Below are 25,125 nucleotides of genomic sequence, written 5' to 3'. Positions count from 1 at the left end.
CGATGAAACGGACAAAAAACATCAACCAAGAGACGTTCCGCAAATCCTGGCGCGACTACCGCGTTGCGCCCGTAGCCTTGGCGATCAGCGCAGTCTTTATGCTGGCCGGCTGCGAGAAGAGCGATGAAACGGTCTCTATGTATCAAAACGCCGACGACTGTTCGCGCACTAACCCTTCGATGAGCGAGCAGTGCACCACCGCCTATAACAACGCCCTGAAAGAAGCCGCAAAAACCGCGCCGAAATACGCGACCCGTGAAGACTGTGTCGCCGAATTCGGTGAAGCGCAGTGTACTCAGGCACCCGCCCCGGCACAGGCCGGCATGGCAGCCGAGTCACAGAGCAGCGGCAGCATGTGGATGCCGTTGATGGCAGGCTACATGATGGGCCGTATGATGGGCGGCTCCGGCTTTGCTCAGCAGCCGCTGTTCACCTCTAAAAACACCGCCAGCCCGGCCAACGGCAAATTCGTTGATGCCTCCGGCAAGAGCTACGGCCCGGCCACCGCAGGCGGCCGTACCATGACGGTGCCAAAAACGGCCATGGCGCCTAAGCCGGCAGTGACCAATACCGTCACCCGTGGTGGCTTTGGCGAATCCGTCGCCAAGCAGACCAGCATGCAGCGCAGCAGCGCGACCTCCAGCTCACGCAGCATGGGCGGTTAATGCATGAAACGCGTTGCGATCACCGAGCGCCCGGACTGGCGCGAAAAGGCCACCGAATTCGGCTTCCGCTTCCACACCATGTATGGCGAACCCTACTGGTGTGAGGACGCCTATTACCAATTCACGCTGGCGCAGATTGAAGAAATTGAAAACGCCACCGCCGAATTGCACCAGATGTGCCTGCAGGTGGTGGAGAAAGTGGTCGCCAGCGATGCGCTGATGACCAAGTTCCGCATCCCGAAACACACCTGGGAGTTCGTCCGCAGCTCATGGCGTACCAGCCAGCCGTCGCTGTATTCACGTCTTGATCTGGCCTACGACGGTATCAATCCGCCCAAGCTGCTGGAGAACAACGCCGATACCCCGACCTCGCTGTACGAAGCGGCCTTTTTCCAATGGTTGTGGCTGGAAGACCAGATCAACGCCGGCAAGCTCAGCCCTGAGTCCGATCAGTACAACAGTCTGCAGGAAAAACTGATCGAGCGTTTCGCCGATCTGAAAGCACACCACGGTTTCGGTCTGCTGCACCTGGCCTGTTGCCAGGACAGTGAGGAAGATCGCGGTACCGTGCAATATCTGCAGGACTGTGCGCTGGAAGCCGGAGTCCCGACCGAATTCCTGTTTATGGAAGAGATTGGTCTGGGTGAAAAAGGCCAGTTTACCGACCTGCAGAATCAGGTCATCGGTAACCTGTTCAAGCTTTACCCGTGGGAATTCATGCTGCGCGAGATGTTTTCCACCAAGCTGGAAGATGCCGGCGTGCGCTGGCTGGAACCGGCGTGGAAAAGCATTATTTCCAACAAGGCCCTGCTGCCGATGCTGTGGGAAATGTTCCCGGATCACCCGAATCTGCTGGCGTCGTACTTTGCAGAAGACGATCATCCACAGCTCGATCATTACGTCACCAAGCCGCTGTTCTCACGCGAAGGTGCCAATATCCAGATCGTGCAGAACGGTCAGCAGGTTGCCAGCGTCGACGGCCCTTACGGCGAAGAAGGCATGATCGTGCAGCAATTCCACCCGCTGCCACAGTTCGAAGGCAGCTATACGCTGATCGGCAGTTGGCTGGTTGACGATCAACCCTGCGGGATTGGTCTGCGTGAAGATCGTGAGCTGATCACCCAGGATCTGTCGCGTTTCTACCCGCACATCATCCTTGGCTAACGAGCAAGTTGGTTGATATCAAGCGCGATTATATCGCGCTTTTTTTATGCTTTCCGGCTGGTGATTAATCGATTAACCTTTTATACTCGAAGCGTCTGTTCTCCTCGGGCGGAGCAACCAGATATGAAACTGACTTCCCTTATTCCACCGCAGGTCAACCTGGCCGACGGATGCTTTACCGCAGCTGATATTCAACGAAAATCTACCACCCTGGGCAGTCTCACGGGGATCTTTGCCGATCCTGCCGCATGGCGGGCGATGCCGGCAGAACTTGCCGTGTATCAGGTAGAAATGCTGCCTTCCGAGCAACAGGAAGGTGAGCTGTTTGTAGGCACCACTCATCTGCAACCTGGCCGGGTAGGCAACGAGTTCTTTATGACCCGTGGGCATTTTCATCAACGCCCCGAACAGGCGGAATTCTATTTTGGCTTGCGTGGCCAGGGTTTGCTGCTGCTGCAACACCGGGACGGTGCTTGCAGGCTGGAACAGGTTTCCCCCGGCAGCGTTCACCATATTCCTTCCTTTACCGCTCACCGCCTGATCAACACCGGTACTGAGGTGCTGTCGGCACTGGCAGTCTGGCCAACGGTGGCGGGACACAACTACGACGCACTGCAGCCACAGGGTTTCAAATTGCGGGTGTTTGCCGATGGCAGCGGTTGGAAAGCGGAGGCGCAATATGAGTGACTCGATGCTGCAATTTGGCCTTGATGTACGCATTAGCGACAACCCGATGGGATTCGGCTATGGCGAGGAAGTGATTGGCCCCTTGCCGGAGATTCGGACGTTGGAACAAATCCGCCGCTCCCTGCGCGATCCCGACTGCAGCGGGCCAGAACAGGTCTATGCCATCGCCATGGACGTCGCTAAACAGCAGCATTTGGCTGAATTGAAAAAGCGCATGTTGCTGTTCGGCATTGTCACCTATGCCAAAGGCCAGTTGGGTCAGGAGCCGGTACGCAGCCAGGGCCATGTGCACCGCATCAGCGTACACAGTGGCTGGTCACCGCCGGAGCTGTACGAGATCTGGCAAGGCAAGGCCATTATTTACATGCAAGAACGGGTTGAGCATGAGCCGGGACGTTGCTTTGCCGTGCATGCCGGACCGGGTGAGAAGGTGCTGGTGCCGCCAGGATGGGCACACGCCACCATTTCCGCCGATCCCAACCAGCCGCTGACCTTCGCCGCCTGGTGCGATCGTGAATATGGCTTCGAATATGATGCCGTCCGTGAGTACAAAGGGCTGGCCTGGTACCCGCTGTTGCAGGGCAGCAATATTATCTGGCAACAGAATCCGCGCTATCAATCCGGCAGGCTGCACGCCATCGGACCACGCCAATACCACGAGTTCGGTTTGAGCGACGCTCCCTTATATTCGCAGTTTGAAGCCGAACCGGCACGCTTTCAGTTCATTTCCAAACCGGGTAGCGTCGCGGAAAAATGGCAACGATTTGAGCCATAAAGACCACTGTCTCGTTCAATAACAGGAAATTTCATACCCTATGAATTTCGAGTTGCAGCTAGGCGCCCAGCTCACTCATCCCCAGGCGCTTACTTAAGTAAGTAACTGGGGGGAGTGAGTGCAGGTAACAACGCTGCAACTTGAAAGGCGACGGGTATTATGAGAATAGGCCGCAGGCTACCCCTACCGCTGCCAACACCAGCAGCCCCAGCATCGCTTTCACCGGCGAAAGCCCGCGCTTAGCCATCAGGTACCAGGTCGCCAGCACCACGATCAACGGCATCAGGTTAGGGAAAATACCGTCCAGCATTTGCTGCAGGTGGATATTCACCCCGTCTTTGGTAACAAACTCCAAGCCGGTCCCCAGTTTGACGTAACTCGCCGCTACGCCGCCCATGACGAACACCCCCAGCAGGGAAAGTGCCTCTCGCAGCCGTGAGGACTTGCTGCTGACCAGCATCTCCACCGAGCCGGAGCCCATGTTGTAGCCTTTCATAAACAGCCAGTAAGACCCCGGAATGACGATCAGGCTAAACGCGATGATGTAAAACAGCGGGCCAATCACACTGCCACCGGCCGCCAGTGCCATGCCGATACTCAACAAAATCGGGATCAGCATGCCCGGTACCATCGAGTCACCAATGCCGGCCACCGGCCCCATCAACCCGACTTTGAGCGTGTTGATGGTTTCCCCGTCGATCGGCTCGCCGTTGGCGCGTTTTTCTTCCAGCCCAATCACCATGCCGTTAACAATCGCGCCCAGCTGTGGCTCGGTATTATAGAAAGAGGTATGACGGCGAATGGCTTCAATACGCTGCTGTTTATCCTGATACAGTTTTTTCAGCGCCGGCATCATGCTCAGGCAAAAACCGTAAGATTCCAGGCGTTCGAAGCTCATCGATGACAGGTTGTACATCATCCAGCTGCGCCAGCAACGACGCAGATCCTGCTTATTCAATTTAGGTGTTGGCGTATCCATCAGAATTCATCCTCATCATCAGCCTGAGGCGCGGCCTGTGCGGCGGCCACCTGCGGCTCTGGCTTATAGTTGTAGTGAATCAGTGCCAGCAGCGCGCCGACAATCACCAGCGCCACCATATTCAGCTTGAGGAAAACGATGCAGATGAACCCCACCAGGAAGTAAATCAGCATGCTGTAGCTTTTAATAATCTGTTTAAGAAGAATGGCGATGCCGACCGCAGGCAAAATGCCGCCCACCACGTTCATGGTGGTCAACACCAGCGCCGGCAGGCTGTCCATAAAGGCGTTGATATAGCGCGCCCCGAAAAAGACCGCGATAAACGTCGGTATAAAACGCAGCAGCAAGTTGGTGACCTGCGGCCAGATGGCACTATTGAGGTAAATCCCTCGCTCATCACCGCGCTCTACCGCCAGATCCGCCCGGTGATTCCAGTAGGAATTGAGCACCATCATGGCGTTGAACAACACAGTGCCCATGATGCCGATAGTCGCCGCCAGCGCCACCGCTACCTCGGTTCCTTTACCGGAAAGAATGCCCAGCGCAATCGCCGGGAACGCCACAAAGTTGAGATCGGCCGGCATCGATCCGCCCGGTGTTACCATGGCGATATACACCGCCTGTACCGCAACACCGATGATAATGCCGGTCTGTACATCGCCGAGAATAGCCCCCACCAGCATGCCGGAGACCAGCGGGCGGCTGAGAATATACCAGCCTCCGGTCAGTCCCAGCAGCCAGGGGCTGCTCAGCGCACCGAGATAGCAAAGTATCCCGATAAGCGTCGCTTCAAACCACATAGTTCACTCCTGCCGTTCAGGCTTATTTGAGTTTCTTTTTAGCGTCCAGCCAACTGAAATGACTGGCGTCAGGAACTAAACGGAATTCGATGGCATGTCCCTGTTCAGCCAGGAAATCGAAGGCCTCTGCCTCTGGTGTGCTTACCGATTGATTGGGCCCAATGGTCACCGTGTCCTTGCGGGCAGACATCGGCCCAACGTTAATTTTCTTGTTACGATTACTCAGATCGATCCCTGCCTCTGTCAGCCTGCGCAGCGTGACCGGCGACTTGCCGATCACAAAGTACTGCTTGTCGCTGGCAATCACCTTCGGCAGCTTTTCTATCGCCTGCTGCACGGTAAACAACCACACTTTAGTGTCCTGCACCGCCCCCTTCATCACCGATGACAGCAACGGGTCTGCCGCCACCTCATCATCGATCGCCACAATACCGTCGCAAGGCAATTCCTTCGCCCAGCGGGTCACCAGTTGACCGTGAATAACCCGGTCGTCGATACGTACAAATGAAATGGCCATCTTCTCTCCTCAGAAATCGTCCAATTGCGCCGTTACCGCCGGACGGGCAACGGCAATCGCCTCACCCGCCAGCGCTACCAGCTCTTGAGCCGCCTGGTGAACGTCCTTTTCTTCCAGCAATTCGGCACTCATCAACAGCATCGGGAAATTTACGCCGGTCACCACGGCTATCGGCACCGGTGTTTGGGGATCAAAAGCGTGGCGACAGGCCACGTTGTAAGGCGTGCCGCACAGCATGTCGCACAGCACCAGTACCCCGTCGGCCCCGGCACTCACCCGCTGCAATTCGTCGGCAAAATTCTGTTTAAAGGCTTCGATACCGGCACCTTCACTCAGGCCCACATGGCTGGTCCCCGGCAATTCACCGTAAACCATACGCGCGCTGCTCATCAGCGCCTCAGCCAGCGGGCCATGGGAAGTCACTATCACTTTCAACATACGGCTTATCCCCTTACCCAGGCTTTGATGGTGCCCAAGGTTTTGCCCAGGCTGCGACCATGGGGGCTGATGCGATACGGCCCCACTGCGGCCGGTACGATGAAGGTTTCAGCGTAATGCACCACAAAGGGCGCGAAATGGCCTTCCGGGCTTTCAACCACCGCCTCTTCCCCTTCGACCAGATTCAACACGTTCACCCGGCCTTCGGTATGGTGCAGCACCGGTTCACTAAACCAGTGGCGACGGGTTTCGATAAATTCGCGCTCGTGCAAACCGGTTCGCTCTTCCTGCCAGCCCGCACCTTCGGCAACCGGTTCAATGCGGTTTACCAGGTGCTCCTTCGCCCAGGTGGTGTCGCACTGCCAGTTGATCACCTGCTCGCCATGCTGCAGATGCACCGGGCGTGGCTGGCCATCTAATCCCAGGCGGCCCCAATCCCACAGTTTGAAGGTGAAAATGTACGGCGTAGCGCTGATCTCCAGCACCATGGCGCCGAAGCCGGAACAGTGCACCGTCCCCGCTGGGATCAGGAAATGGTCATGTTTACGCGCCGGGAAACGATTCACAAAACGCTGGTCATCGAAAGCTTTCTCACCTCTTTGGGCGGCGGCCAGGTCAGCCATCATCGCCTGCGGTTCGGTGCCGTTTTTCACGCCCAGGTACACTTCGGAACCCGGCTCTGCCGCCAGAATGTAATAGCTTTCATCCTGGGTGTAATGCATACCGAAATGCTGCTGGATGTATTCCGTCAGCGGGTGCACCTGGAAGCTGAGATTTTGCCCGCCGACGGTATCGAGCAGGTCAAAGCGAATCGGGAATTCGGCACCGAAACGGGCATGTACCCGCTCACCCAGCAAGGGTTGAGGATATAACAGCACCAAATCCTGTGAGGGGATCTCGACCCGAACGTCACCAAAACGCATTAGCAGGCTGTTTTCCTCGGGCACGCAGTCAAAACACCATGCATAGTTGGCTGCCGTCGGGTCGAGATCGAACTGTTGCTTCATCCACTGGCCGCCCCAAACGCCGGGGTCGAAAAACGGCACTACGCGGAATGGGCGTTGGGTCGCCTGCTGCAATCCGGCATGGAAAGCCGCACCGGTCACCAGCTTGGGTTGGCCGGCCTGATTGGTGTCCAACACAAAATCGGCACGCTGTAGCAACGGGGTTTTATGACGATCGAAGACTCGCCATTCCACGAAGAAGGCTCGCTTGTAGCGGCGCAGCACATCTTCGTCCACATTATTCGCCCCCCAGTTACCCAGTTCGCCGCGGCGGAAACGCTGCTGAATTTCCCAGCGGGCCATGTCGGCATACACCAATACATCGGCTTCGGCGATCAGCGCCGCACCCGGCCCATAAACCACCACCAGCCCACTGTCGACGCGCGCAATTTGATCGCGCAACTGCTGGACGCGCTCAGCATCAAAAAACTCGGGCATTTCATGGCACGACAGCACGCCAAACACACGGTCATCCGTTAAATTGCGCTCAATCATCGCGTGGATGTGTGGCTCATCGTATTTGGCCAATTCGGCATTGACGCTACTGACCGGCTGCAGAGGATGAATAAAATTCTCGATTAGCTCTGCCAGATTCACCCCATGGTAGCAATCCACTACCAACAGGGTTTTGCGCAGCTCTAAGGCGGCAATCTTCCGGCTGACCGCCTCGGTCACTGCCTGCCAGCCTTGCCAGGCGGCGCGGTCAAACCCCTGCACCGCCACTTCCGGATACTTGTCATAGCTGGTTGATTTATGCTGTTGGTCTGTCATATTCTTCTGCCTATGAGCTGGATACATAGAAAAAGATTAATCGATTAACCTTTAGTTAAACAGGCTGATTAACGAGATTAACCTCATAGAATCGATAATAACCCTATAAAAAGCCGAACTTTCGTGACAGGAATCACGATTTATTAGCGGAATTTTACGGAATAAGGTTAATCGATATACCTTGATATGACAGTCGGCCCCGACAGGAGATGAAATGAGCACAATAACCTTGGCGGACGTCGCCGCGCACGCAAAAGTCTCCACCGCGACCGTATCGATGGTATTGCGCAATCGTGGCCGCATATCGGACGCCACCCGCAAACGAGTGCTGAGCGCCATTGATGAACTGGGCTATGTCTACAATCAGACCGCCGCCAACCTGCGCAATCGCAGCAGCAATCAGGTCGGCCTGCTGCTGCACGACATCACCAACCCGTTTTATGCGGAGATGACCGCCGGGCTGAGCCAGGAAATGGAGCGCCACCAGTTGATGCTGTTTCTGGCCAACAGCGAAGAGTCCGCCGACAGGCAGCAAAAATTTGTCGACTCCCTGCTGCAAAACAATACCAGCGGTATGGTGCTGTGCGCCGCCCGGCAAACGCCCCCGCTGTTTTTTGAAACGCTGAAGCGCCGCAAGATCCCGGCCATTATGGTGGTCAGGCCGGTGGCCGATGCACACTTTGACTTTGTCGGCACCGACAACTTTCTGGGTACCCAGTTAGCAACGCAGCATCTGCTGGATTTGGGGCATCGCCATATCGCCTTTATCGGGGGATCTATCAACTCGACTACCCGCGCGCAGCGGCTGGGCGGCTACACCAGCAAGCTGCTGGAACACGGGATTATGGTCAACGGGGAATGGATTGTAGACAGCGAGGCCAGCCAGAGTTCCGGTGCCAAGGCAGCGGAACAACTGCTGAAAGCCCATCCGGAAATCACTGCGGCCTTATGCTATCAGGACATTGTCGCGCTGGGGGTGATGCAGACATTACGCAAACTCGACCGCCAGATTGGCCGTGATTTTGCACTAATTGGTTTTGATGATATTACCGAAGCCTCGCTGGTGCAGCCAGGTTTGACTACCGTATCGGTGGCCTCGCGCGAGATTGGCCGGAAGGCCGGGGAACTGCTGTACAGCCGTATTCAGGGCAATGATGAACCACCCAAACGCATCATCCTGCCGCCTTCTTTGGTGATTCGAGAGTCCTGCGGTTTTGCCGATAAAATCACGCCAGCCTGAGCTGGCGTGAGTAATTTAGCCGACTTGCACTGACAGCATGCTCAATGAGCTCATCTCAATGCCATCTACCGGTACGGTTATCGCTTCCTCACCGTCCCAACCGCCAAGCACGTACAACAGCGGCAGGTAGTGCTCCGGCGTCGGGTTCGACAGCGCCGCGCCTTCATGCTGCATAAAGTTCACCAGCGGGTGGTTATTGCCCTGATAATTCAGGTTATCCCGCACGAACTTGTCAAACGACGTGGCCCACGGATAAGGAGTCGCGTCGCCCTGCCATTTCACCATCCGCAGGTTATGCACCACGTTACCACTGGCAACGATCATAATCCCCCGATCGCGTAGCTCTGCCAGCTTGCGGCCCAGGTCATAATGGTATTCTGCCGGCTGAGTACCGTCGATGCTCAGCTGCACGACCGGAATGTCAGCCTCAGGGTACATCTTGATCAACACGCCCCAGGTACCGTGATCCAAACCCCACTCACTGACGTCGGCCTTGACGCGAACTGGCTCCAGCACTTGCTGGACCTGCGCAGCCAATTCAGGAGAGCCGGGAGCCGGATACTGGGTATCAAACAGCGCCTGTGGGAAACCACCAAAGTCATGGATGGTTTTCGGCTTTTCCATCGCGGTAACCGCAGTGCCACGGGTATACCAGTGAGCGGAAACGGCAACGATACCCTTCGGACGTGGCAAGGTTTCGCCCAACGTACGCCATGCACGGGTGTAGCGGTTTTCTTCCAGCGCGTTCATCGGGCTACCGTGGCCGAGGAAAAGTGCTGGCATACGAGAGATGTTCATACAGGATCCTTGGTTGGTCGCAATACATTCTGTGGACCAGACTACGCCGTTTACCGGGGTAAAACAGCCGGATAACCATGATGATGATCTTCAATAAATTTGAATGGTTAAAACAATGGAAGCAATCAGCCAAATCCACTCGATTTATGCCTTTACTCTGTTAGTATCAGAAAATAAACAATAATTTCAGCCTATACCCTATAGCTTTCAAGTTGCAGCTAGGCGCCCAGCTCGCTCATCCCCAGGCGCTTACTTTAGTAAGTAACTGGGGTGAGCGACAAATCTGTCGGGAACAGATTTGAACGCTGCTTGCAGCGGCCCTGAAAGGGCAAGGCCCATGGATGGGCCTTGTAAGCAGGTAACAACGCTGCAGCTTGAAAGATGACGGGTATGAGGAGAAGACCATGTCCGTACCGCTACTCCTGACCTTGTTGGCCGGCGGTGCCACCTTCGTCGGTGCCCTGTTCGGCATTATCGGCCAGAAGCCCTCCAACCGAATGCTGGCGTTTGCTCTCGGCTTTGCCGCCGGGATTATGCTGTTGATATCGCTGATGGAAATGCTGCCCGCAGCGCTGCACACCGTCGGTATGTCGCCGATGCTGGGCTACGGCATGTTCATGCTTGGCCTGCTGGGTTATTTTGCGCTGGACCGGATGCTGCCACACCAGCATCCGCAGGATTTGCTGCAACAGCCGCTCCAGCCACACAACCTGAAACGTACTGCCGTGCTGCTGACGCTGGGCATCAGCCTGCACAACTTCCCGGAGGGCATCGCCACCTTCGTGACCGCCAGCGCCGATCTGGAACTGGGAATGGGTATCGCGCTGGCCGTCGCTATCCACAATATCCCTGAGGGCCTGGCGGTCGCCGGGCCGGTATATGCCGCGACCGGCTCAAAGACCAAGGCGCTGTTGTGGTCGGGTATTTCCGGCATGGCAGAAATTCTCGGCGGCGTGCTGGCATTTTTGCTGCTTGGCCCGATGATATCGCCGGTGGTGATGGCGTCTATTATGGCGGCCGTCGCCGGCATTATGGTGGCGCTGTCGGTCGATGAGCTGATGCCGTTGGCGAAAGAGATTGATCCGGATAATAACCCGAGCTACGGCGTATTATGCGGAATGGCGGTGATGGGATTCAGCCTGACGCTGTTACAGAGTGGCGGCATCGGTTAACCGTTTTTCAGCTACAAAAAAAGCCGCGTATGCGGCTTTTTTCATATTCAGAAAATCAGTCTGATATCAGCTGGCTTTCTGCTCGTGTGACTGGCGGTAAGCCACCAGATCTTCGATGGTCAGTACGGTCATGTCATGCTGTTTGGCGAACAGGATAACTTCTGGCGCATGCGCCATGCTGCCGTCATCGTTGGTCAGTTCACACAGCACGCCGGCAGGTTTGAAACCGGCCATTGCCACCAGATCGATAGTCGCTTCGGTATGACCACGACGGCTCAGCACGCCACCCGGCTGCGCACGCAGCGGGAACACGTGGCCAGGGCGGTTCAGATCGCTCGGCTTGGCGTTATCGGCAATCGCCGCACGAATGGTGGTCAGGCGGTCGGACGCGGAAACACCGGTCGTCACGCCCTGCGCCGCTTCGATAGTCACGGTGAAGGCAGTCTGGAACTGGCTGGAGTTGTTGGTCACCATCATCGGCAGTTCAAGCTGCTGACGACGTTCTTCGGTAAGACACAGGCACACAATACCGCTACCGTGGCGAATGGTCAGCGCCATCTGCTCAACGGTCATGGTTTCTGCGGCGAAGATCATATCACCTTCGTTTTCACGATTTTCATCATCGAGCACCATCACACCGCGCCCATTGCGCAATGCTTCAAGAGCGCGTTCTACGCGTTCTACCGGCGTGCCGAAATCTGAAAGTAGGGTCTGATTCATGGTAAAAAACCTCATTAGAAAATTATGGATTACCAGAACCAGGGCGATCTTGAGGAGTAGCTAGCAATAGCTAAAAAAATAACGCAAGCGGGCGCAAACCCGGCAGATACCGTTACTCTCTCCCATCCGGACTATAACCGTCGGCCCCGGAATTACACCGGATCTGCTGACCTCTAACCAAACTGCAAAAACTGGCTGAGCGCTCGCGGGCTTTCACCGTAAAAGGTGATTTACCGCCGGTGGGGACTTGCACCCCGCCCTGAGAATAAGCTTCTCGACTATAACGCTAATGATTAATCAGGGCAATTGGCAAAAGCACAATTCGGCCAGCCGCAGGGAATGCGGTTAAATAGTTTATCCGGCGGGCAACTCGCATTACACTAGGCGACAGCTATTAAACTCTGAAAGGGATACGCCATGATTGACCCGAAAAAAATTGAACAGATCGCACGTCAGGTGCATGAGTCCATGCCTAAAGGCGTGCGCGAATTCGGGGAAGACGTTGAGAAGAAAATCCGTCAGGTGTTGCAGTCACAGCTCACCCGTCTGGATTTGGTCAACCGCGAAGAGTTCGACGTGCAGACCCAGGTACTGCTGCGCACCCGTGAGAAACTGGCGTTGCTGGAACAGCGTATGAGCGAGCTGGAAAGCAAGCTGAACGCCACGCCTGCTGCGCAACAGCCAGACGCCGAATAGTTACCCTTAAGGGCGCGGCAACGCGCCCTTATTGCGCTTTGAGCGCCGTCTGTGCCTTAAACCGCAACACCAGCCAAATCAGCGCAAACATTCCCAGTGCATACAGGCTTTTCCAGCCGATGATCACCATCAACAGCACACACAGCCCTAATCCTGTCGCCGCCATTAGCCGCGAACGCCCGTGCAAAATTCGACAGCCCGCCAACATACACAGCAGATAGATCAGCACGAAGATGCCATTGGCATACACCAGCAGCGTATCCAGCGGTAACTTCAACGTATAAATCAGCAAAGTGAACAGCAAACAGCTGCCTACCACCGCGCTTAATGCATTGACCGGTGCCTGTCCGGCAGACAGCCTGGCCAGCGCGCTGGACGGACGTTCCTGCGCCTGCGACCACACCAGCCGGGCAAAGCTTTGGGTATAGATATTGACGCTGGCAAAGCAGGCCAGATAGCCAATGATGCAGGCCACCCACAGCGCATGCTGACCAAACAGTTGCACCACGATCCCCGGCAACGACGCAGCCGCCGCCTGATGCTCACCGTAGGCGTGGAAATGCAGCACCGCCACGGTACAGCCCCAGTACACCGCCCCGGCGACCAACATGCCAAACAGCAGCGCACGCGGAAAATCGCGTTCAGGGTTACGGAACTCGGTTGCCAGATGGGCAAAGGCCTCCAGGCCGACAAAGCACCAGAACATCACGGCCAGCGCGTGGAACAGATTGGGCGAGGAGATTTCGTTGATTGCCGGCCAGGGAATTTGGGATAGAGAGATGTCGCCACGCCACCAGATAGCGGCCACCAGCGCCACCACCAGAATGGCAATTAGCGTTTGAATATTGGCACTGGAACCCGCGCTGCGCGTGCCTAAAAACCAAATCACCACCAGCGTGGCAATTTGCACCAACAGCAGGACATTGGCGCTCCAGCCGAAAGTGGCCTGCCAAAAACCGGCGGCAATCTGCAACGCAGCGGGTAACCCAACCGGAATCACCGACAAAAACAGCCAGCCGGTGACTTTCGCCATACGCGGACCAAAGGCCAGCCCGACAAAGTGCGCTGCGCCAGCCGCGCTGGGGAAGTGGCGACCCAAAGCCGCAAAGACAATCGCGATCGGGAACACCAGGATAATCAGCAGCGGCCAGGCCCACAGACTATCGCCCTGCGCCACCTGTGCCGCCAAAGCCGGAACGGCAAAGACGCCGGTACCCAGCAGTGAAGTGGACAATAGCCCAACGCCCTGCGCCAAACTCAGCTCTTGCTTCAGTCCACTCACTGCCCACCGCCGTTTTCAGCGAACGTTAGCCACGCCCGTCTTTGATTGCCTTGATGATGTTGGTGGTCGACAGGCCGTCTTCAAAGTTCAGCACTTTGACGTCGCCGCCATTAGCCCATACCTCGGTACTACCGGCGATATCTTCAGGCTTGTAATCGCCGCCTTTCACCAGCAGATCCGGCAGGATATCGGCGATCAGGCGTTGTGGCGTGTCTTCTTCGAATGGCACCACCCAATCCACCGCTTCCAGCGCACCCAGTACAATCATGCGGTTTTCCAGCGCGTTGACCGGGCGAGTTTCGCCTTTCAGACGTTTGGTGGAAGCATCGCTGTTCACTGCCACAATCAGGCGATCGCCCAGCTTGCGGGCATTAGCCAGATAAGAGACGTGACCGGCATGCAGAATGTCGAAGATGCCGTTGGTCATCACCACTTTTTCACCGCGCTGACGGGCTTGCGCCACGGCAGTTTTCAACTGGGCCTCGGTCATCACACCAAAGCCGGTTTCGGCCCGGCCGCGTACCGCATTTTCCAGTTCAATCGGTGAAACGGTCGAAGTCCCCAATTTGCCCACTACCACGCCGGCAGCGGCATTGGCCAGGAAACAGGACTCTTCCAACGTGTTGCCGGCAGCCAGTGCCGCGGCCAACACGCCGATAACGGTATCGCCGGCACCGGTAACGTCAAACACTTCCTGCGCCAAAGTGGGCAAATGCAGCGGCGCGATGCCCGGCTGCAGCAGCGTCATGCCGTGCTCGGAGCGGGTGACCAGCAGAGCGGAAAGCTCAAAGTCCGCCACCAGCTTCATGCCGCGTTCAACCAGTTCGGCTTCGTCTTTACAGTGGCCTACCACCGCTTCGAATTCGGACAGGTTTGGCGTCAGCAGCGTTGCACCGCGATAGCGCTCGAAATCCGATCCTTTAGGATCGATCAGCACCGGTACCTTGGCGGCACGCGCCAGTTGGATCATGCTCTGTACCTGACTCAGCGCGCCTTTGGCGTAGTCAGACAGCACCAGTGCGCCAATCTGCGGCAGCGCCTGCTGAATACGTTCCAACAGCGGCTGCGGATCGACGTTAGAGAAACCTTCTTCGAAATCGAGGCGGATCAATTGCTGGTTACGCGACAGCACGCGTAGTTTGGTGATGGTCGGATGCGTCGGCACCGAGACAAAATCACAGCGCACGTTGACTTCATTGAGCTTGGCGCTCAGCGCCCGCGCGGCATCATCAATACCGGTCAGGCCCACCAGGCGTGAATTGGCGCCCAGCGAAGCAATGTTCATCGCCACGTTAGCCGCACCGCCGGGACGCTCTTCAATGGTTTCAACCTTGACCACCGGCACCGGCGCTTCCGGTGAAATACGGCTGGTCGGCCCATACCAATAGCGATCCAACATGACGTCACCCACCACCAATACCCCGGCGCGGCGAAAATCAGGCAGTGTAACTTTCATCCGATAACTCCAAAAAAGTACAAAATTTTAGTGGCGCAGATATTACCACAGACGTCTGTAATAGCTGCAAAACGTATTGCGCAACCGGCCTGCTCAGCCCTGCCACTTCGCCCAACTGGCGCGGACCTGTTCACGTTCGGCGGCGAATTGGCCGTTACCGACCTTGCCGGAATGCTCCTGCAACGCCAGATGATGGATCTCGTCGCGCATGGTGACGTAAGCCTGAGTCAGTGCGCGCGCTTCCTCTTCCGGCATGATGTCGTAATTGGCCATCAGCTCGAAAATGCGCACGTTATCAGACCAGCGTGTCAGGCGCGGTTCGGCGGCCGCATAGCCTAAGACCAGATACTGGGCAATAAATTCGATATCGGTGATCCCGCCCTCGTCGGCTTTGATATCAAACAGATCGCGCTGCTTGTTGCCAAGGTGATTGCGCATTTTCTCACGCATCTCACGCACCTCGCGCTTGAGCGTTTCCAGGTCACGCGGTTTGCACAGGATCTCCCGGCGGATAACGTCAAACTGCTGATGCAACAGCGGATCGCCATGCACGATACGTGCCCGCACCAGCGCCTGATGTTCCCAGGTCCAGGCTTCGCTCTGCTGATAATCGGCAAAGGCTTCGACGGTGCTGACCAGCATACCGGCCGCGCCCGACGGCCGCAGGCGGGCATCCACTTCATACAAAATACCGGACGAGGTTCGAGTGCTGAACAGGTGCATGACCCGCTGTGCCAGACGCAGATAAAACTGACGACCGTCAATGCTGCGATCGCCGTCGGTCATCACCTCCGGCGGACAATCGAGGATAAATACCAGGTCAAGATCGGAACTGTAACCCAGTTCCCAACCGCCCAGCTTGCCGTAGCCAATCACCGCAAAACCACGCCCTTCACGCTCCTGCAAATGGGTCGGCTGGCCATAGCGTGCGACCATATCGTTCCACGCCTGCTGCACCACAGTGTCGATAATCGCCTCCGCCAGATAGGTGAGGTGATCGCTCACTTTCATCACCGGCAGGGCACCAGAGATATCCCCGGCGGCAATACGCAGCTGCTGCGCCTGTTTGAACTGGCGTAGTGCCTCCAGCCTTTGCTCTTCGTCGTCCTCCGGCACCCGCAACAGGTACTGGCGCAGCTCGCTGCGATAGGCATCCGGAGCCACCGGCTGATACAACGTCGCCGGCTCCAACAGCTCATCGAGCAGCAGCGGATAACGCGACAGCTGGTTGGCCACCATCGGCGAAGCGGCACACAAACGAATCAGATGGCTGAGCGCCGCATGGTATTCCACCAACAGCTCAAGGTAGGTGGTACGGGTCACGATGCTCAGCAACAGTTGGGTCAGCCTGAGCAGTGCGGTCGGCGCGTCCTGACGCGGACAGACTTCCGCCAGCAGGCGCGGCATCAGTTGGTCGAGCACGTCGCGGCCACGCGGGCCAATGGTCCGTTTGTCGACGTCATGACGAAACTCGGCGATGGTGCGCAGCATCTGTCTGCGCGCCTCTTCGTCCAGGTGCGGCGTCAACGGGGCCAGTTCGTTCTCTTCCAGCGCGTCCTGCCACAGGCTGTGATAGTGCTGATAGTCGGGATCTTCACCGACATCCGGACTATCGTCGCCAATCAGGTCGTTAAATACTGCCCTGACCGCCTGCATATGGTCATCCAGCGCCAGCAGCAGGGCCGACCAGTCGTCGAACCCCATCCCCCAGGCCAGCCGCGCCTGGTCGAGTTCATCTTGCGGCAAGGTTTGCGTTTGTTGATCGGCAATCGCCTGCAGCAGGTTTTCCAGCCGGCGCAGGAACAGGTAGCTGGCACTCATCGCCTGCACCTGTTGCGGCTCCAGCAGCCCCAGTTCCCCCACCGCCTGTAACGTCGGCAGCAAGGAACGCCCTTGCAACGCCGGCTCACGGCCGCCGCGGATCAGTTGGAATACCTGGGTGATAAATTCAATTTCGCGGATGCCACCGGCACCCAGTTTGATATTGTCTTTTAGCCCGCGCCGCCGGACTTCACGGGCGATCATGCCTTTCATATTGCGCAGCGACTGGATCACGCTGAAGTCGATATAGCGACGGAAGACAAATGGCCGCAGAGTTTTGCGCAGCTCTTCGCTGTAGACGTCTTCCGAACCGCCCATCAGCCGCGCCTTGACCATCGCATAACGTTCCCAGTCACGGCCCTGCTCCTGATAATAATCCTCCAGCGCGGCAAAGCTCATCACCAGTGGGCCGCTGTCGCCGAACGGTCGCAGCCGCATGTCCACGCGATAAACAAAGCCGTCGATGGTTTGCTGATCCAGCGCTTTGATCAGCCGCTGCCCCAGACGGGTGAAGAACTGGGCGTTATCCAGCTCACGCCGCCCGCCCTGGGTCTGGCCGTTTTCAGGGTAGGCAAAAATCAGATCGATATCGGACGAGAAGTTCAGCTCACCGCCGCCCAATTTCCCCATCCCGAGGATCAACAACGGCTGCGGCACGCCCTGAGCATTGCATGGGGTGCCCCACTCACGGCAGCAGGTTTGGTACAGCCAGTCGCGGGCGCTGACAATCAGCGTTTCCGCCAGCCCACTCAACTGCAACAACGTTTCTTGCGTGCTACATTGGCCCAGCGCCTGCGCCCAGGCGATCCTTACCAGCGTCTCACGGCGAAACAGGCGCAATGCTCGCATCAGTTGCGCTTCGTCACGCACCTCTTCCAAATCATCCTGCAGCCAGGCGGCATAATGTTGCCACTCGTCCGCCACCGGCGGTTGCTTGCGCAGCGTCGCCAGCCACTCCGGCTGGTTGAGCAACATGTCGCAGACAAAGTCGCTCGACGCCAAAACCCACTGTTCCTGATCGCTGAGCGCGCAGTCCGCGCCCTGAGTTTCCTGAAAACGCTGCACGATGTTCTGTGCCTGAGTCTGTAACGCTGCTGAAAGTGGCAACATAGTGAATGATCCGTTCTGCGGCCTGCGCCGGGCAGGCCAGCTTAATTAGCGGAGGGCGCCGTTTAACCAGAATGGCGCATGCGATAAGGCCTGCTTGCGGCTGCCTTCGTACCAGCCCTGGCGCCGTTCGGCTACCGCCAGCTGCAGCTCGCGCCAGCCGTCGATGTAGGGGCCGGTTTCGTCGTCAGGGTAAGCCCCGGACAGCAGGATAAATGCCGAGACCTGACGCGTCAGGCGCGGCAGCTGTTCCTCGTATTCGTCATCGTTCAGCGTGCGGGTGAAGGCTTCTTTCAACTCGGCGGCGCTGCGCCCCAGCATAATGTCGCTGAAACGTTTGAAGGAGCCGTCAAGCTTGGCCTGCGCCTTGGCATCGATAAAGGGTTTCCAGGCAGCGGTCACCAACCACGATGTGAGCGCCAACTTACATTGCAGATATTCCGCGCTGTAGCACAACTCCTGTGGCTGAGTGGTTTTATCAACCAGCAGCGGCTCCAGTACGGTCAGTCGGGCGCGCAGATCGGCGCTGGCCTTGCGTGGTACCAGACCGCCGAAAATCACCAATGCCTGGCGGATCAGCGCAATCGCCTCCATCACGGAACGACGGGCCTGAGTATCACCACGCAACCACAGTTCTTCGTGATATTGCCAATGGCTCAAACCCAGTTCAAAACTGGCGATCATCCCTTGCTCAACGGTGGATTTAGCGGCCGGTTTCAATACCGCCAATGGATGACGCTCGCGCGGGGCGTTGCCCTGCGCCAAATGGTAGCCCCGCGCCGCCTTGCTCAGGCTGCCCTGACGCAGGCCGCCGTGTTCCGCCAGTGCGTTGGCCAGCGCCAGCAAATCTGCGGTATTGCCTTCCTTTAATTCCAGCTCGATTTCGCACAGCGCTTCGCTCTGCTCTCCGGCACGCACTTCACCCTGATCAAGACCAACCTCAATCTCGCTCTTACCGTAAGTGACCACCCACTTCTCACGCACGAAGTCGGTGCGGAACAGCGGTTGCAACGCCTGCTGCAAAGCCGGGATATCACAACCCTGCGGCCAGATATCTGCCGGGAACCGATCCAGCGCCAGTTCCGGCGTGGCGATCGCCACATTGTATTCCGGACGCTGATGCAAGCCCGCGACCACCTTTCCGGCGGTTTTGATGGTCATTTCATAACTGTCGTCGAACCCGCGGATACGCAGCCCCATATCCTGACCACGCAGGAAATTATCGGCGGTTTCGAAATAAATATTGGTCAGTTTTTGCGGTGCAGAATGCTGATTCGGCCAGGCGGCCAGTTGCTGCGGCAAGGCGGCAACCGCATCCGGGGTGGCAATAAATTTCAGTTCAATTTCAACGGTCATAAGTCTTTTACACCAATAAGTTACGCATTCGCGTCAGCCTTCACGGCGGCGGGCCTGGCCTGCCACGTTCTGCCCGGTGACGCACAGTTGCCGTTATCTTACCGCGATTCCCGGCGCCTTAACCCTGCTAACTGCAGAAAAAACCTGTTACGTTATAAAACACTGCGCAACTCACAGAATCTGCCACAGTAAGATAGTTCTCATTCCGGTTTTTGCGTTGCGTCGTCAGACTGAACGCTCTACTATCGTTCCCATAAATTCACACAGAAACGATGAACTAATGCAGAAATTACGCCTGATTTGCCTTGCCGTGCTGAGCTTCAGCATCACTTGGGGCGCCCATGCCGAAGATAAACGCTATATCTCCGATGAATTGAATACTTACGTCCACAGCGGCCCGGGTAATCAGTACCGTATTGTCGGTACCTTGAACGCCGGTGAAGAAGTGACCCTGTTGAGCGTAAATGACAGCACCAACTATGGCCAGATCCGCGATGCCAAGGGCCGTAACACCTGGATCCCATTGGATCAGCTGAGCCAGACACCAAGCCTGCGCACCCAGGTGCCCGCGCTGGAGCAACAGGTAAAAACCCTGACCGATAAACTGGCCAATATCGACAACAGCTGGAACCAGCGTACCGCTGAAATGCAGCAGAAAGTGGCTGGCAGCGACAGCACCATCAGCGGTCTGCAGCAGGAAAACCAGGATCTGAAAAATCAGCTGGTAGTGGCACAGAAAAAGGTTAACGCCGTTAACCTGCAGCTCGACGACAAACAGCGCACCATTATCCTGCAGTGGTTTATGTACGGCGGTGGCGTGGCCGGCGTAGGCCTGCTGTTGGGTCTGCTGTTGCCACATCTGATCCCACGTCGCAAAAGCAACAACCGCTGGATGAACTGATTAAAGTATCGTTCGGTTTGAGATTGGGCGCCTGCGGGGCGCCCTTTTTATTGGTTTCGGCAGCGCCCGCTAATTGAGGTAATCTGGTCAACAGAGCCTTAACATAAATTCAGGAGTTAACAGTGAAGACTTACCTGGTCGGCGGTGCCGTCCGCGACAGCTTGCTTGAGATACCGGTATTCGACCGCGACTGGGTGGTGGTTGGCGCTGCGCCTTCAGAGCTGACAGCCCTGGGCTATCAACAGGTCGGTAAAGACTTCCCGGTGTTTCTCAACCCGAAAACGCATGAAGAATATGCATTGGCACGCACCGAGCGGAAATCCGGCCAGGGATATACCGGTTTTACCTGCTACGCCGCACCGGACGTAACGCTGGAAGAAGATCTGCAGCGTCGTGATTTAACCATCAATGCCATTGCCCGCAGCGCCGACGGTGAGCTGATCGACCCTTTCCACGGCGTGGCCGACCTGCAAGCGCGAGTACTACGCCACGTGTCCGATGCCTTTGGTGAAGATCCATTGCGTGTACTGCGCGTGGCGCGTTTCGCCGCCCGCTTCGCCCATTTGGGTTTTAGCATCGCCCCGGAAACCGCCGAGTTGATGCGTCAGATGGCGCGCAGCGGTGAACTGGCGGCGCTGACGGCCGAACGGGTATGGAAAGAAACCGAGAAGGCGCTGCAAAGCCAGAGCCCACAGGTGTATTTTCAGGTGCTGCGTGACTGCGAGGCGCTGGGCGTGCTGTTCCCGGAGATCGACGCACTGTTCGGCGTACCGGCCCCCGCCAAATGGCACCCGGAGATCGACACCGGCATTCATACTCTGATGACGCTGGCCATCGCTGCCCAGCTCAGCCCTGAAGTGGACGTACGCTTCTCCGCACTCTGTCATGACCTTGGCAAGGGGCAGACGCCAAAAGAGCTCTGGCCACATCACCACGGCCATGGACCCGCAGGCGTTCTGCTGGTCGAAGCACTGTGCCAGCGGCTGCGAGTCCCCAATCCGGTACGCGATTTGGCCAAGCTGGTCGCCGAATATCACGACCTGATCCATACGGTAAACAAGCTGCGCCCTGAGACCCTGCTGAAACTGTTTGATGCGGTCGATGTTTGGCGCAAACCGCAGCGGCTGGAACAGATGATCCTCACCAGCGAAGCCGACGCCCGCGGCCGTACCGGTTTTGAAAACAACCCTTATCCTCAGGGCGATTACCTGCGCCAGGCGTTTCAGGTAGCAAATGCGGTGTCGGTCAAAGAGGTGGTAGCCAGTGGCCTGCAAGGGCTGGCGATCCGCGACGAGCTAAAGCGCCGCCGCCAACAGGCACTGGCCGAGTGGAAACAAACCCAGGATATCCCTCTCGATCAGGCATAAAAAAACCCGCAGCGCGGGTTTTTTTATTGCGGTGCCGCTTACATGAAGACCATGTAAACCACGCCGGCCACGATAAAGCGGTAGATGGCGAACGGCACAAACGAGATGCGTTTGATCAGCGACAGGAAGGTCTTGATCGCGATCAGCGCGACTACGAAGGCAGTGGCAAAGCCGACCGCAAACATCGGTAAATCGCCCATCGTCAGGAAGTGCAGGCTCTTATACAAATCCAGCGCACTGGCACCAATCATCATCGGCACCGCCAGAAGGAAAGAGAACTCCGCAGCCGCGTAACGATTCACGCCCACCAGCATGCCACCGGCAATGGTGGAGCCTGAACGGGAGAAGCCCGGCCACAGAGCCAGACACTGGAAGCAACCAATCATAAACGCCTGGCGGTAGGTGATGTCATCGAGCCCTTCGGCACTCGGTTTTTTCGGCTTGAACCATTCCGCGGCCAGCAGCAGGAAACCACCCACCACCAGCGCATACATCACATTTTTCGGCTCGAACAGCGACTTGATAAAGTCATGAAGCAGCAGCCCCAGCACCACCGCCGGGATCATCGCCAGCAGAATATGGCCCAGTTTCAAATGGCCCGACGTTTTGCCTTCGTGCTCAACCGGCTTACCACCGAAATGAATGCCGATCAGCCCGAACAAGCGACGCCAGAACATCACCACCACTGCCAGAATCGACCCCAGCTGGATGATCACCTCAAAAGTTTTGGCCTTATCGCCAGTGAAGCCCAGCCACTCGCCGACAATGATCAGGTGCCCGGTTGAAGACACCGGTAAAAATTCAGTTAACCCTTCGACCACCCCAAGAACAAACGCAATAAACAGTGAATGCATGTCCGCCATGTGCTTCGATCACCCTATAAATGTACGGCTATAAACATAAAAAAGCGGCAGTGTTCAATACATTGCCGCTAAAACAATTCTCAGGTTCAGACCAGGTTAACGGTCTTAAGTTGCACAGGTATGACAGAACGTCACGCCGGCCGGGTGCCACGTTCAATGATCACCCCAACCCGGCTGGCATGTGCAACAGCGCCCGGTTTGCTGACCTTAATACGGACCCACGGGGAATTGAAGCGCTGGAGTAATATTTCAGATATTTCCTCAGCAACCCGCTCCACCAACGCAAAGCGATTGGGCTCCACGTGCTGGATGATGGCTTCACTGATATCGGCGTAGCTAAGGCAGTCATTCACATCGTCACTGGCGGCCGCCTGGCGGTTGTCCCAGCCCATTTCGATATCGAACACCAGCTTCTGGCGAATGTTTTGTTCCCAGTCATAAACGCCAATGGTAGTAATTACGGTAAGCTCTTCTATAAATACGATATCCATCACGTCATTCTCTGTTTTTGGCCTTGCCGGATACCACTTCCAGCGGAATATGAGTATTATCCATATATGTTGAGAGTAAAACGACCCTTATTAAACGGAACCGCGTTATGAGTGCTACCGCGCTTGGCATGATTATCTTCGCGTATCTGTGTGGCTCAGTTTCCAGTGCGATCCTGGTTTGCCGGATCGCCAGGCTGCCCGATCCGCGTGAAAATGGCTCAGGGAATCCAGGAGCGACCAACGTCCTGCGTATCGGCGGGCGCGTAGCTGCGGCGGCGGTGCTGGTATTCGATATTCTCAAAGGGATGTTGCCGGTCTGGCTGGCATACAAACTTGATGTCCCGCCGCTGTATCTGGGCCTGACGGCGATCGCCGCCTGTCTGGGGCATATTTACCCGGTGTTCTTCCACTTCCGCGGCGGTAAGGGCGTGGCAACCGCGTTTGGTGCCATAGCACCGATCGGCTGGGATCTTACCGGCCTGATGACCGGTACCTGGCTGCTGACCGTGCTGCTCAGCGGTTATTCTTCGCTGGGGGCGATTATCAGCGCGCTGATTGCTCCGTTCTACGTCTGGTGGTTCAAACCGCAGTTCACCTTCCCGGTAGCGATGCTGTCGTGTTTGATCCTGATGCGGCACCACGACAATATTCAGCGCCTGTGGCGTGGCCAGGAAGGGAAAATCTGGGGTGTCTTCCGCAAGAAGAAAACCGACGCGGCAGAACAGGAAGAGAAGAAAGAAGAGTAATTAAAAAGGCCGGAGATCTCCGGCCTTTCGACTATTTATACTGCAGGCAATTCAGCCAGTGGCCAACGCGGTCGCACCGAAACGCTCAGTTCCGGATTGGCACCGCTCTGCAACCGCACCAGACCCGCATAAGCGATCATGGCACCGTTATCCGTGCAGAATTCCGGACGGGCATAAAACACCTCGCCGCCGCGTTTGTGCAGCATTTCCGCCATTTTGGTCCGTAGCGTGCGGTTGGCACTGACGCCGCCGGCCATAACCAGTCGTTTGAAACCGGTTTGTTCCAGCGCACGTTTGCATTTGATCGCCAACGTATCCACTACCGCATCTTCAAACGCCCGGGCAATGTCCGCACGAGTTTGATCGTCATTACCGTTGGAACGGATGGTATTGGCGGCAAAGGTCTTCAAGCCGGAGAAGCTGAAATCCAGCCCCGGCCGATCGGTCATTGGCCGTGGGAAAGTGAAACGGCCTGCGGTACCCTGCTGCGCCATTTTCGACAGCATTGGCCCGCCGGGATAGTCCAACCCCAACAGCTTGGCCGTTTTGTCGAAGGCTTCACCCGCCGCATCGTCGACCGATTCGCCCAGCAGTTCGTATTGACCAATGCCGGTCACGCTGATCAACTGGGTATGGCCGCCGGAAACCAGCAGCGCGACAAACGGGAACGCCGGTGGATTGTCTTCCAGCATCGGTGCCAGCAGGTGGCCTTCCATGTGATGCACCGGTACTGCCGGTACGCCCCAGGCAAACGCCAGCGCACGACCAATGGTCGCGCCAACCAGCAGTGCACCCACCAGGCCTGGCCCGGCGGTATAGGCAACGCCGTCGATATCGGCCGCGGTCAGGTTCGCTTCCTTCAATGCCGCCTGAATCAGGGGCACGGTTTTACGCACATGATCGCGGGAAGCCAGTTCCGGCACCACACCGCCGTAGTCGGCGTGCAGCTTCACCTGGCTGTACAATTGATTGGCTAATAAACCGGCCTGATCGTCATACACTGCAATTCCGGTTTCATCGCAGGAAGTTTCTATACCCAGTACTCGCATTACATTTCCCATCATTCACGTGCGGCCGCCAGTTTAGCACAAACAGGCCGATTTACCGCCAGTGCGGCGCATCTTGTCGGCCACTTTGGGCTATGTTGATGATTCCAGCAGTAAATGCCGGTTTGATTAAAAACGAGCATTTTTTTCTGATTAGTCTATAATCAGCGCCCGATGCAAAATTGCGCATGTTTTACCAGGGTGGCCGCAGGTTTCAATTTGCTGTGGTGCTTTACAAAGCAGCATCCGTTGAAGTAAAATTC

24 protein-coding genes and 1 riboswitch are annotated in these 25,125 nt (G+C 56.8%); of the genes, 10 read left to right on the top strand and 14 right to left on the bottom strand.

The window, feature by feature from the left end; all coding sequences use genetic code 11:
* Positions 1–2: 2 nt before the first annotated feature.
* The 4 genes from FCL49_RS17380 (at position 3) to FCL49_RS17365 (ending at position 3,291) form a co-directional block, all read left to right on the top strand.
* On the top strand, positions 3–665 hold the full coding sequence (locus FCL49_RS17380) for a DUF1190 family protein (protein ID WP_174354497.1): 663 nt from the start codon (positions 3–5) through the stop codon (positions 663–665).
* A 3-nt stretch (positions 666–668) separates the two neighbouring features.
* Entirely contained in the window at positions 669–1,829 is a 1,161-nt protein-coding gene (locus tag FCL49_RS17375; RefSeq protein ID WP_174354496.1) for a glutathionylspermidine synthase family protein, read from the top strand.
* A gap of 123 nt (positions 1,830–1,952) precedes the next feature.
* The gene (locus FCL49_RS17370; protein WP_174354495.1) at positions 1,953–2,516 is read left to right on the top strand and encodes a glucose-6-phosphate isomerase; all 564 of its coding nucleotides are present in this window, start codon (positions 1,953–1,955) and stop codon (positions 2,514–2,516) included.
* On the top strand, positions 2,509–3,291 hold the full coding sequence (locus FCL49_RS17365; protein WP_174354494.1) for a glucose-6-phosphate isomerase family protein: 783 nt from the start codon (positions 2,509–2,511) through the stop codon (positions 3,289–3,291). Before FCL49_RS17370 ends, FCL49_RS17365 begins: the two co-directional genes overlap by 8 nt.
* A gap of 157 nt (positions 3,292–3,448) precedes the next feature.
* Here the strand turns inward: FCL49_RS17365 and FCL49_RS17360 are convergent, their stop codons facing one another.
* From FCL49_RS17360 to FCL49_RS17340, 5 genes are read right to left on the bottom strand one after another with little or no spacing between them, the layout of a single operon-like run.
* Positions 3,449–4,270: a PTS system mannose/fructose/sorbose family transporter subunit IID gene (locus tag FCL49_RS17360; RefSeq protein ID WP_174354493.1), complete on the bottom strand. Its 822-nt coding sequence runs from the start codon at positions 4,268–4,270 to the stop codon at positions 3,449–3,451.
* Complete coding sequence (locus FCL49_RS17355; protein WP_174354492.1) at positions 4,270–5,070, bottom strand: PTS mannose/fructose/sorbose/N-acetylgalactosamine transporter subunit IIC; 801 nt, start codon at positions 5,068–5,070, stop codon at positions 4,270–4,272. The genes FCL49_RS17360 and FCL49_RS17355 overlap by 1 nt, the downstream gene beginning before the upstream one ends.
* 22 nt (positions 5,071–5,092) lie before the next feature.
* Positions 5,093–5,587, bottom strand: a complete 495-nt coding sequence (locus tag FCL49_RS17350; RefSeq protein ID WP_174354491.1) for a PTS system mannose/fructose/N-acetylgalactosamine-transporter subunit IIB — start codon at positions 5,585–5,587, stop codon at positions 5,093–5,095.
* Between the two features lie 9 nt (positions 5,588–5,596).
* Positions 5,597–6,025, bottom strand: a complete 429-nt coding sequence (locus tag FCL49_RS17345) for a PTS sugar transporter subunit IIA (protein WP_174354490.1) — start codon at positions 6,023–6,025, stop codon at positions 5,597–5,599.
* A 5-nt stretch (positions 6,026–6,030) separates the two neighbouring features.
* Positions 6,031–7,800, bottom strand: coding sequence for a class I mannose-6-phosphate isomerase (locus tag FCL49_RS17340; protein ID WP_174354489.1), 1,770 nt, complete (start codon positions 7,798–7,800; stop codon positions 6,031–6,033).
* A gap of 214 nt (positions 7,801–8,014) precedes the next feature.
* On the opposite strand from FCL49_RS17340, the gene FCL49_RS17335 reads away from it, so the two are divergent.
* A complete protein-coding gene (locus FCL49_RS17335; RefSeq protein ID WP_174354488.1) occupies positions 8,015–9,040 on the top strand; it encodes a LacI family DNA-binding transcriptional regulator in 1,026 nt (341 codons plus the stop codon).
* A 15-nt stretch (positions 9,041–9,055) separates the two neighbouring features.
* Here FCL49_RS17335 and ygiD read toward each other — a convergent pair whose 3' ends face one another.
* Positions 9,056–9,838: a 4,5-DOPA dioxygenase extradiol gene (gene ygiD, locus FCL49_RS17330; RefSeq protein WP_174354487.1), complete on the bottom strand. Its 783-nt coding sequence runs from the start codon at positions 9,836–9,838 to the stop codon at positions 9,056–9,058.
* A 404-nt stretch (positions 9,839–10,242) separates the two neighbouring features.
* On the opposite strand from ygiD, the gene zupT reads away from it, so the two are divergent.
* Positions 10,243–11,010 carry a zinc transporter ZupT gene (zupT, locus tag FCL49_RS17325; protein ID WP_174354486.1) on the top strand — a complete coding sequence of 256 codons (768 nt, stop codon included), beginning with the start codon at positions 10,243–10,245 and terminating at the stop codon, positions 11,008–11,010.
* A gap of 66 nt (positions 11,011–11,076) precedes the next feature.
* On the opposite strand, the gene ribB is transcribed toward zupT, so the two are convergent.
* Positions 11,077–11,730: a 3,4-dihydroxy-2-butanone-4-phosphate synthase gene (gene ribB, locus FCL49_RS17320; RefSeq protein ID WP_174354485.1), complete on the bottom strand. Its 654-nt coding sequence runs from the start codon at positions 11,728–11,730 to the stop codon at positions 11,077–11,079.
* 110 nt (positions 11,731–11,840) lie between these two features.
* Positions 11,841–12,001, bottom strand: a riboswitch (FMN riboswitch).
* A gap of 146 nt (positions 12,002–12,147) precedes the next feature.
* On the opposite strand from ribB, the gene ubiK reads away from it, so the two are divergent.
* The gene (gene ubiK / locus FCL49_RS17315; protein ID WP_012146986.1) at positions 12,148–12,426 is read left to right on the top strand and encodes a ubiquinone biosynthesis accessory factor UbiK; all 279 of its coding nucleotides are present in this window, start codon (positions 12,148–12,150) and stop codon (positions 12,424–12,426) included.
* 28 nt (positions 12,427–12,454) lie between these two features.
* On the opposite strand, the gene yjeH is transcribed toward ubiK, so the two are convergent.
* The 4 genes from yjeH to FCL49_RS17295 all read right to left on the bottom strand — a co-directional run bounded on the left by yjeH (position 12,455) and on the right by FCL49_RS17295 (position 19,448).
* A complete protein-coding gene (yjeH, locus tag FCL49_RS17310) occupies positions 12,455–13,708 on the bottom strand; it encodes an L-methionine/branched-chain amino acid transporter (protein WP_174354484.1) in 1,254 nt (417 codons plus the stop codon).
* 25 nt (positions 13,709–13,733) lie between these two features.
* Positions 13,734–15,164 (bottom strand): bifunctional D-glycero-beta-D-manno-heptose-7-phosphate kinase/D-glycero-beta-D-manno-heptose 1-phosphate adenylyltransferase HldE, encoded by a 1,431-nt coding sequence (gene hldE / locus FCL49_RS17305; protein ID WP_012146988.1) that lies wholly within the window; start codon positions 15,162–15,164, stop codon positions 13,734–13,736.
* A gap of 93 nt (positions 15,165–15,257) precedes the next feature.
* On the bottom strand, positions 15,258–18,095 hold the full coding sequence (gene glnE, locus FCL49_RS17300; protein WP_174354483.1) for a bifunctional [glutamate--ammonia ligase]-adenylyl-L-tyrosine phosphorylase/[glutamate--ammonia-ligase] adenylyltransferase: 2,838 nt from the start codon (positions 18,093–18,095) through the stop codon (positions 15,258–15,260).
* A 45-nt stretch (positions 18,096–18,140) separates the two neighbouring features.
* A complete protein-coding gene (locus FCL49_RS17295; RefSeq protein WP_174354482.1) occupies positions 18,141–19,448 on the bottom strand; it encodes a CYTH domain-containing protein in 1,308 nt (435 codons plus the stop codon).
* A gap of 280 nt (positions 19,449–19,728) precedes the next feature.
* Between FCL49_RS17295 and FCL49_RS17290 the strand changes: the two genes are divergently transcribed.
* Both FCL49_RS17290 and FCL49_RS17285 read left to right on the top strand, forming a co-directional pair.
* A complete protein-coding gene (locus FCL49_RS17290; RefSeq protein ID WP_012146991.1) occupies positions 19,729–20,349 on the top strand; it encodes a TIGR04211 family SH3 domain-containing protein in 621 nt (206 codons plus the stop codon).
* 122 nt (positions 20,350–20,471) lie between these two features.
* Positions 20,472–21,716 carry a multifunctional CCA addition/repair protein gene (locus tag FCL49_RS17285; protein WP_174354481.1) on the top strand — a complete coding sequence of 415 codons (1,245 nt, stop codon included), beginning with the start codon at positions 20,472–20,474 and terminating at the stop codon, positions 21,714–21,716.
* Positions 21,717–21,754: 38 nt separating this feature from the next.
* Here the strand turns inward: FCL49_RS17285 and bacA are convergent, their stop codons facing one another.
* Together bacA and folB are read right to left on the bottom strand one after the other, a co-directional pair.
* Positions 21,755–22,579 (bottom strand): undecaprenyl-diphosphate phosphatase, encoded by an 825-nt coding sequence (gene bacA / locus FCL49_RS17280; RefSeq protein ID WP_174354480.1) that lies wholly within the window; start codon positions 22,577–22,579, stop codon positions 21,755–21,757.
* 131 nt (positions 22,580–22,710) lie between these two features.
* Complete coding sequence (gene folB, locus FCL49_RS17275; protein WP_174354479.1) at positions 22,711–23,070, bottom strand: bifunctional dihydroneopterin aldolase/7,8-dihydroneopterin epimerase; 360 nt, start codon at positions 23,068–23,070, stop codon at positions 22,711–22,713.
* 107 nt (positions 23,071–23,177) lie between these two features.
* On the opposite strand from folB, the gene plsY reads away from it, so the two are divergent.
* Positions 23,178–23,816, top strand: coding sequence for a glycerol-3-phosphate 1-O-acyltransferase PlsY (plsY, locus tag FCL49_RS17270; RefSeq protein WP_153858922.1), 639 nt, complete (start codon positions 23,178–23,180; stop codon positions 23,814–23,816).
* Between the two features lie 35 nt (positions 23,817–23,851).
* Here the strand turns inward: plsY and tsaD are convergent, their stop codons facing one another.
* Complete coding sequence (tsaD, locus tag FCL49_RS17265; RefSeq protein WP_135318122.1) at positions 23,852–24,865, bottom strand: tRNA (adenosine(37)-N6)-threonylcarbamoyltransferase complex transferase subunit TsaD; 1,014 nt, start codon at positions 24,863–24,865, stop codon at positions 23,852–23,854.
* Positions 24,866–25,125: the final 260 nt, after the last annotated feature.

Source organism: Serratia proteamaculans, assembly GCF_013337185.1.
In the GTDB taxonomy this organism is placed as follows: domain Bacteria; phylum Pseudomonadota; class Gammaproteobacteria; order Enterobacterales; family Enterobacteriaceae; genus Serratia; species Serratia proteamaculans_D.
This window is presented reverse-complemented; position numbering and strand designations above follow the sequence as displayed.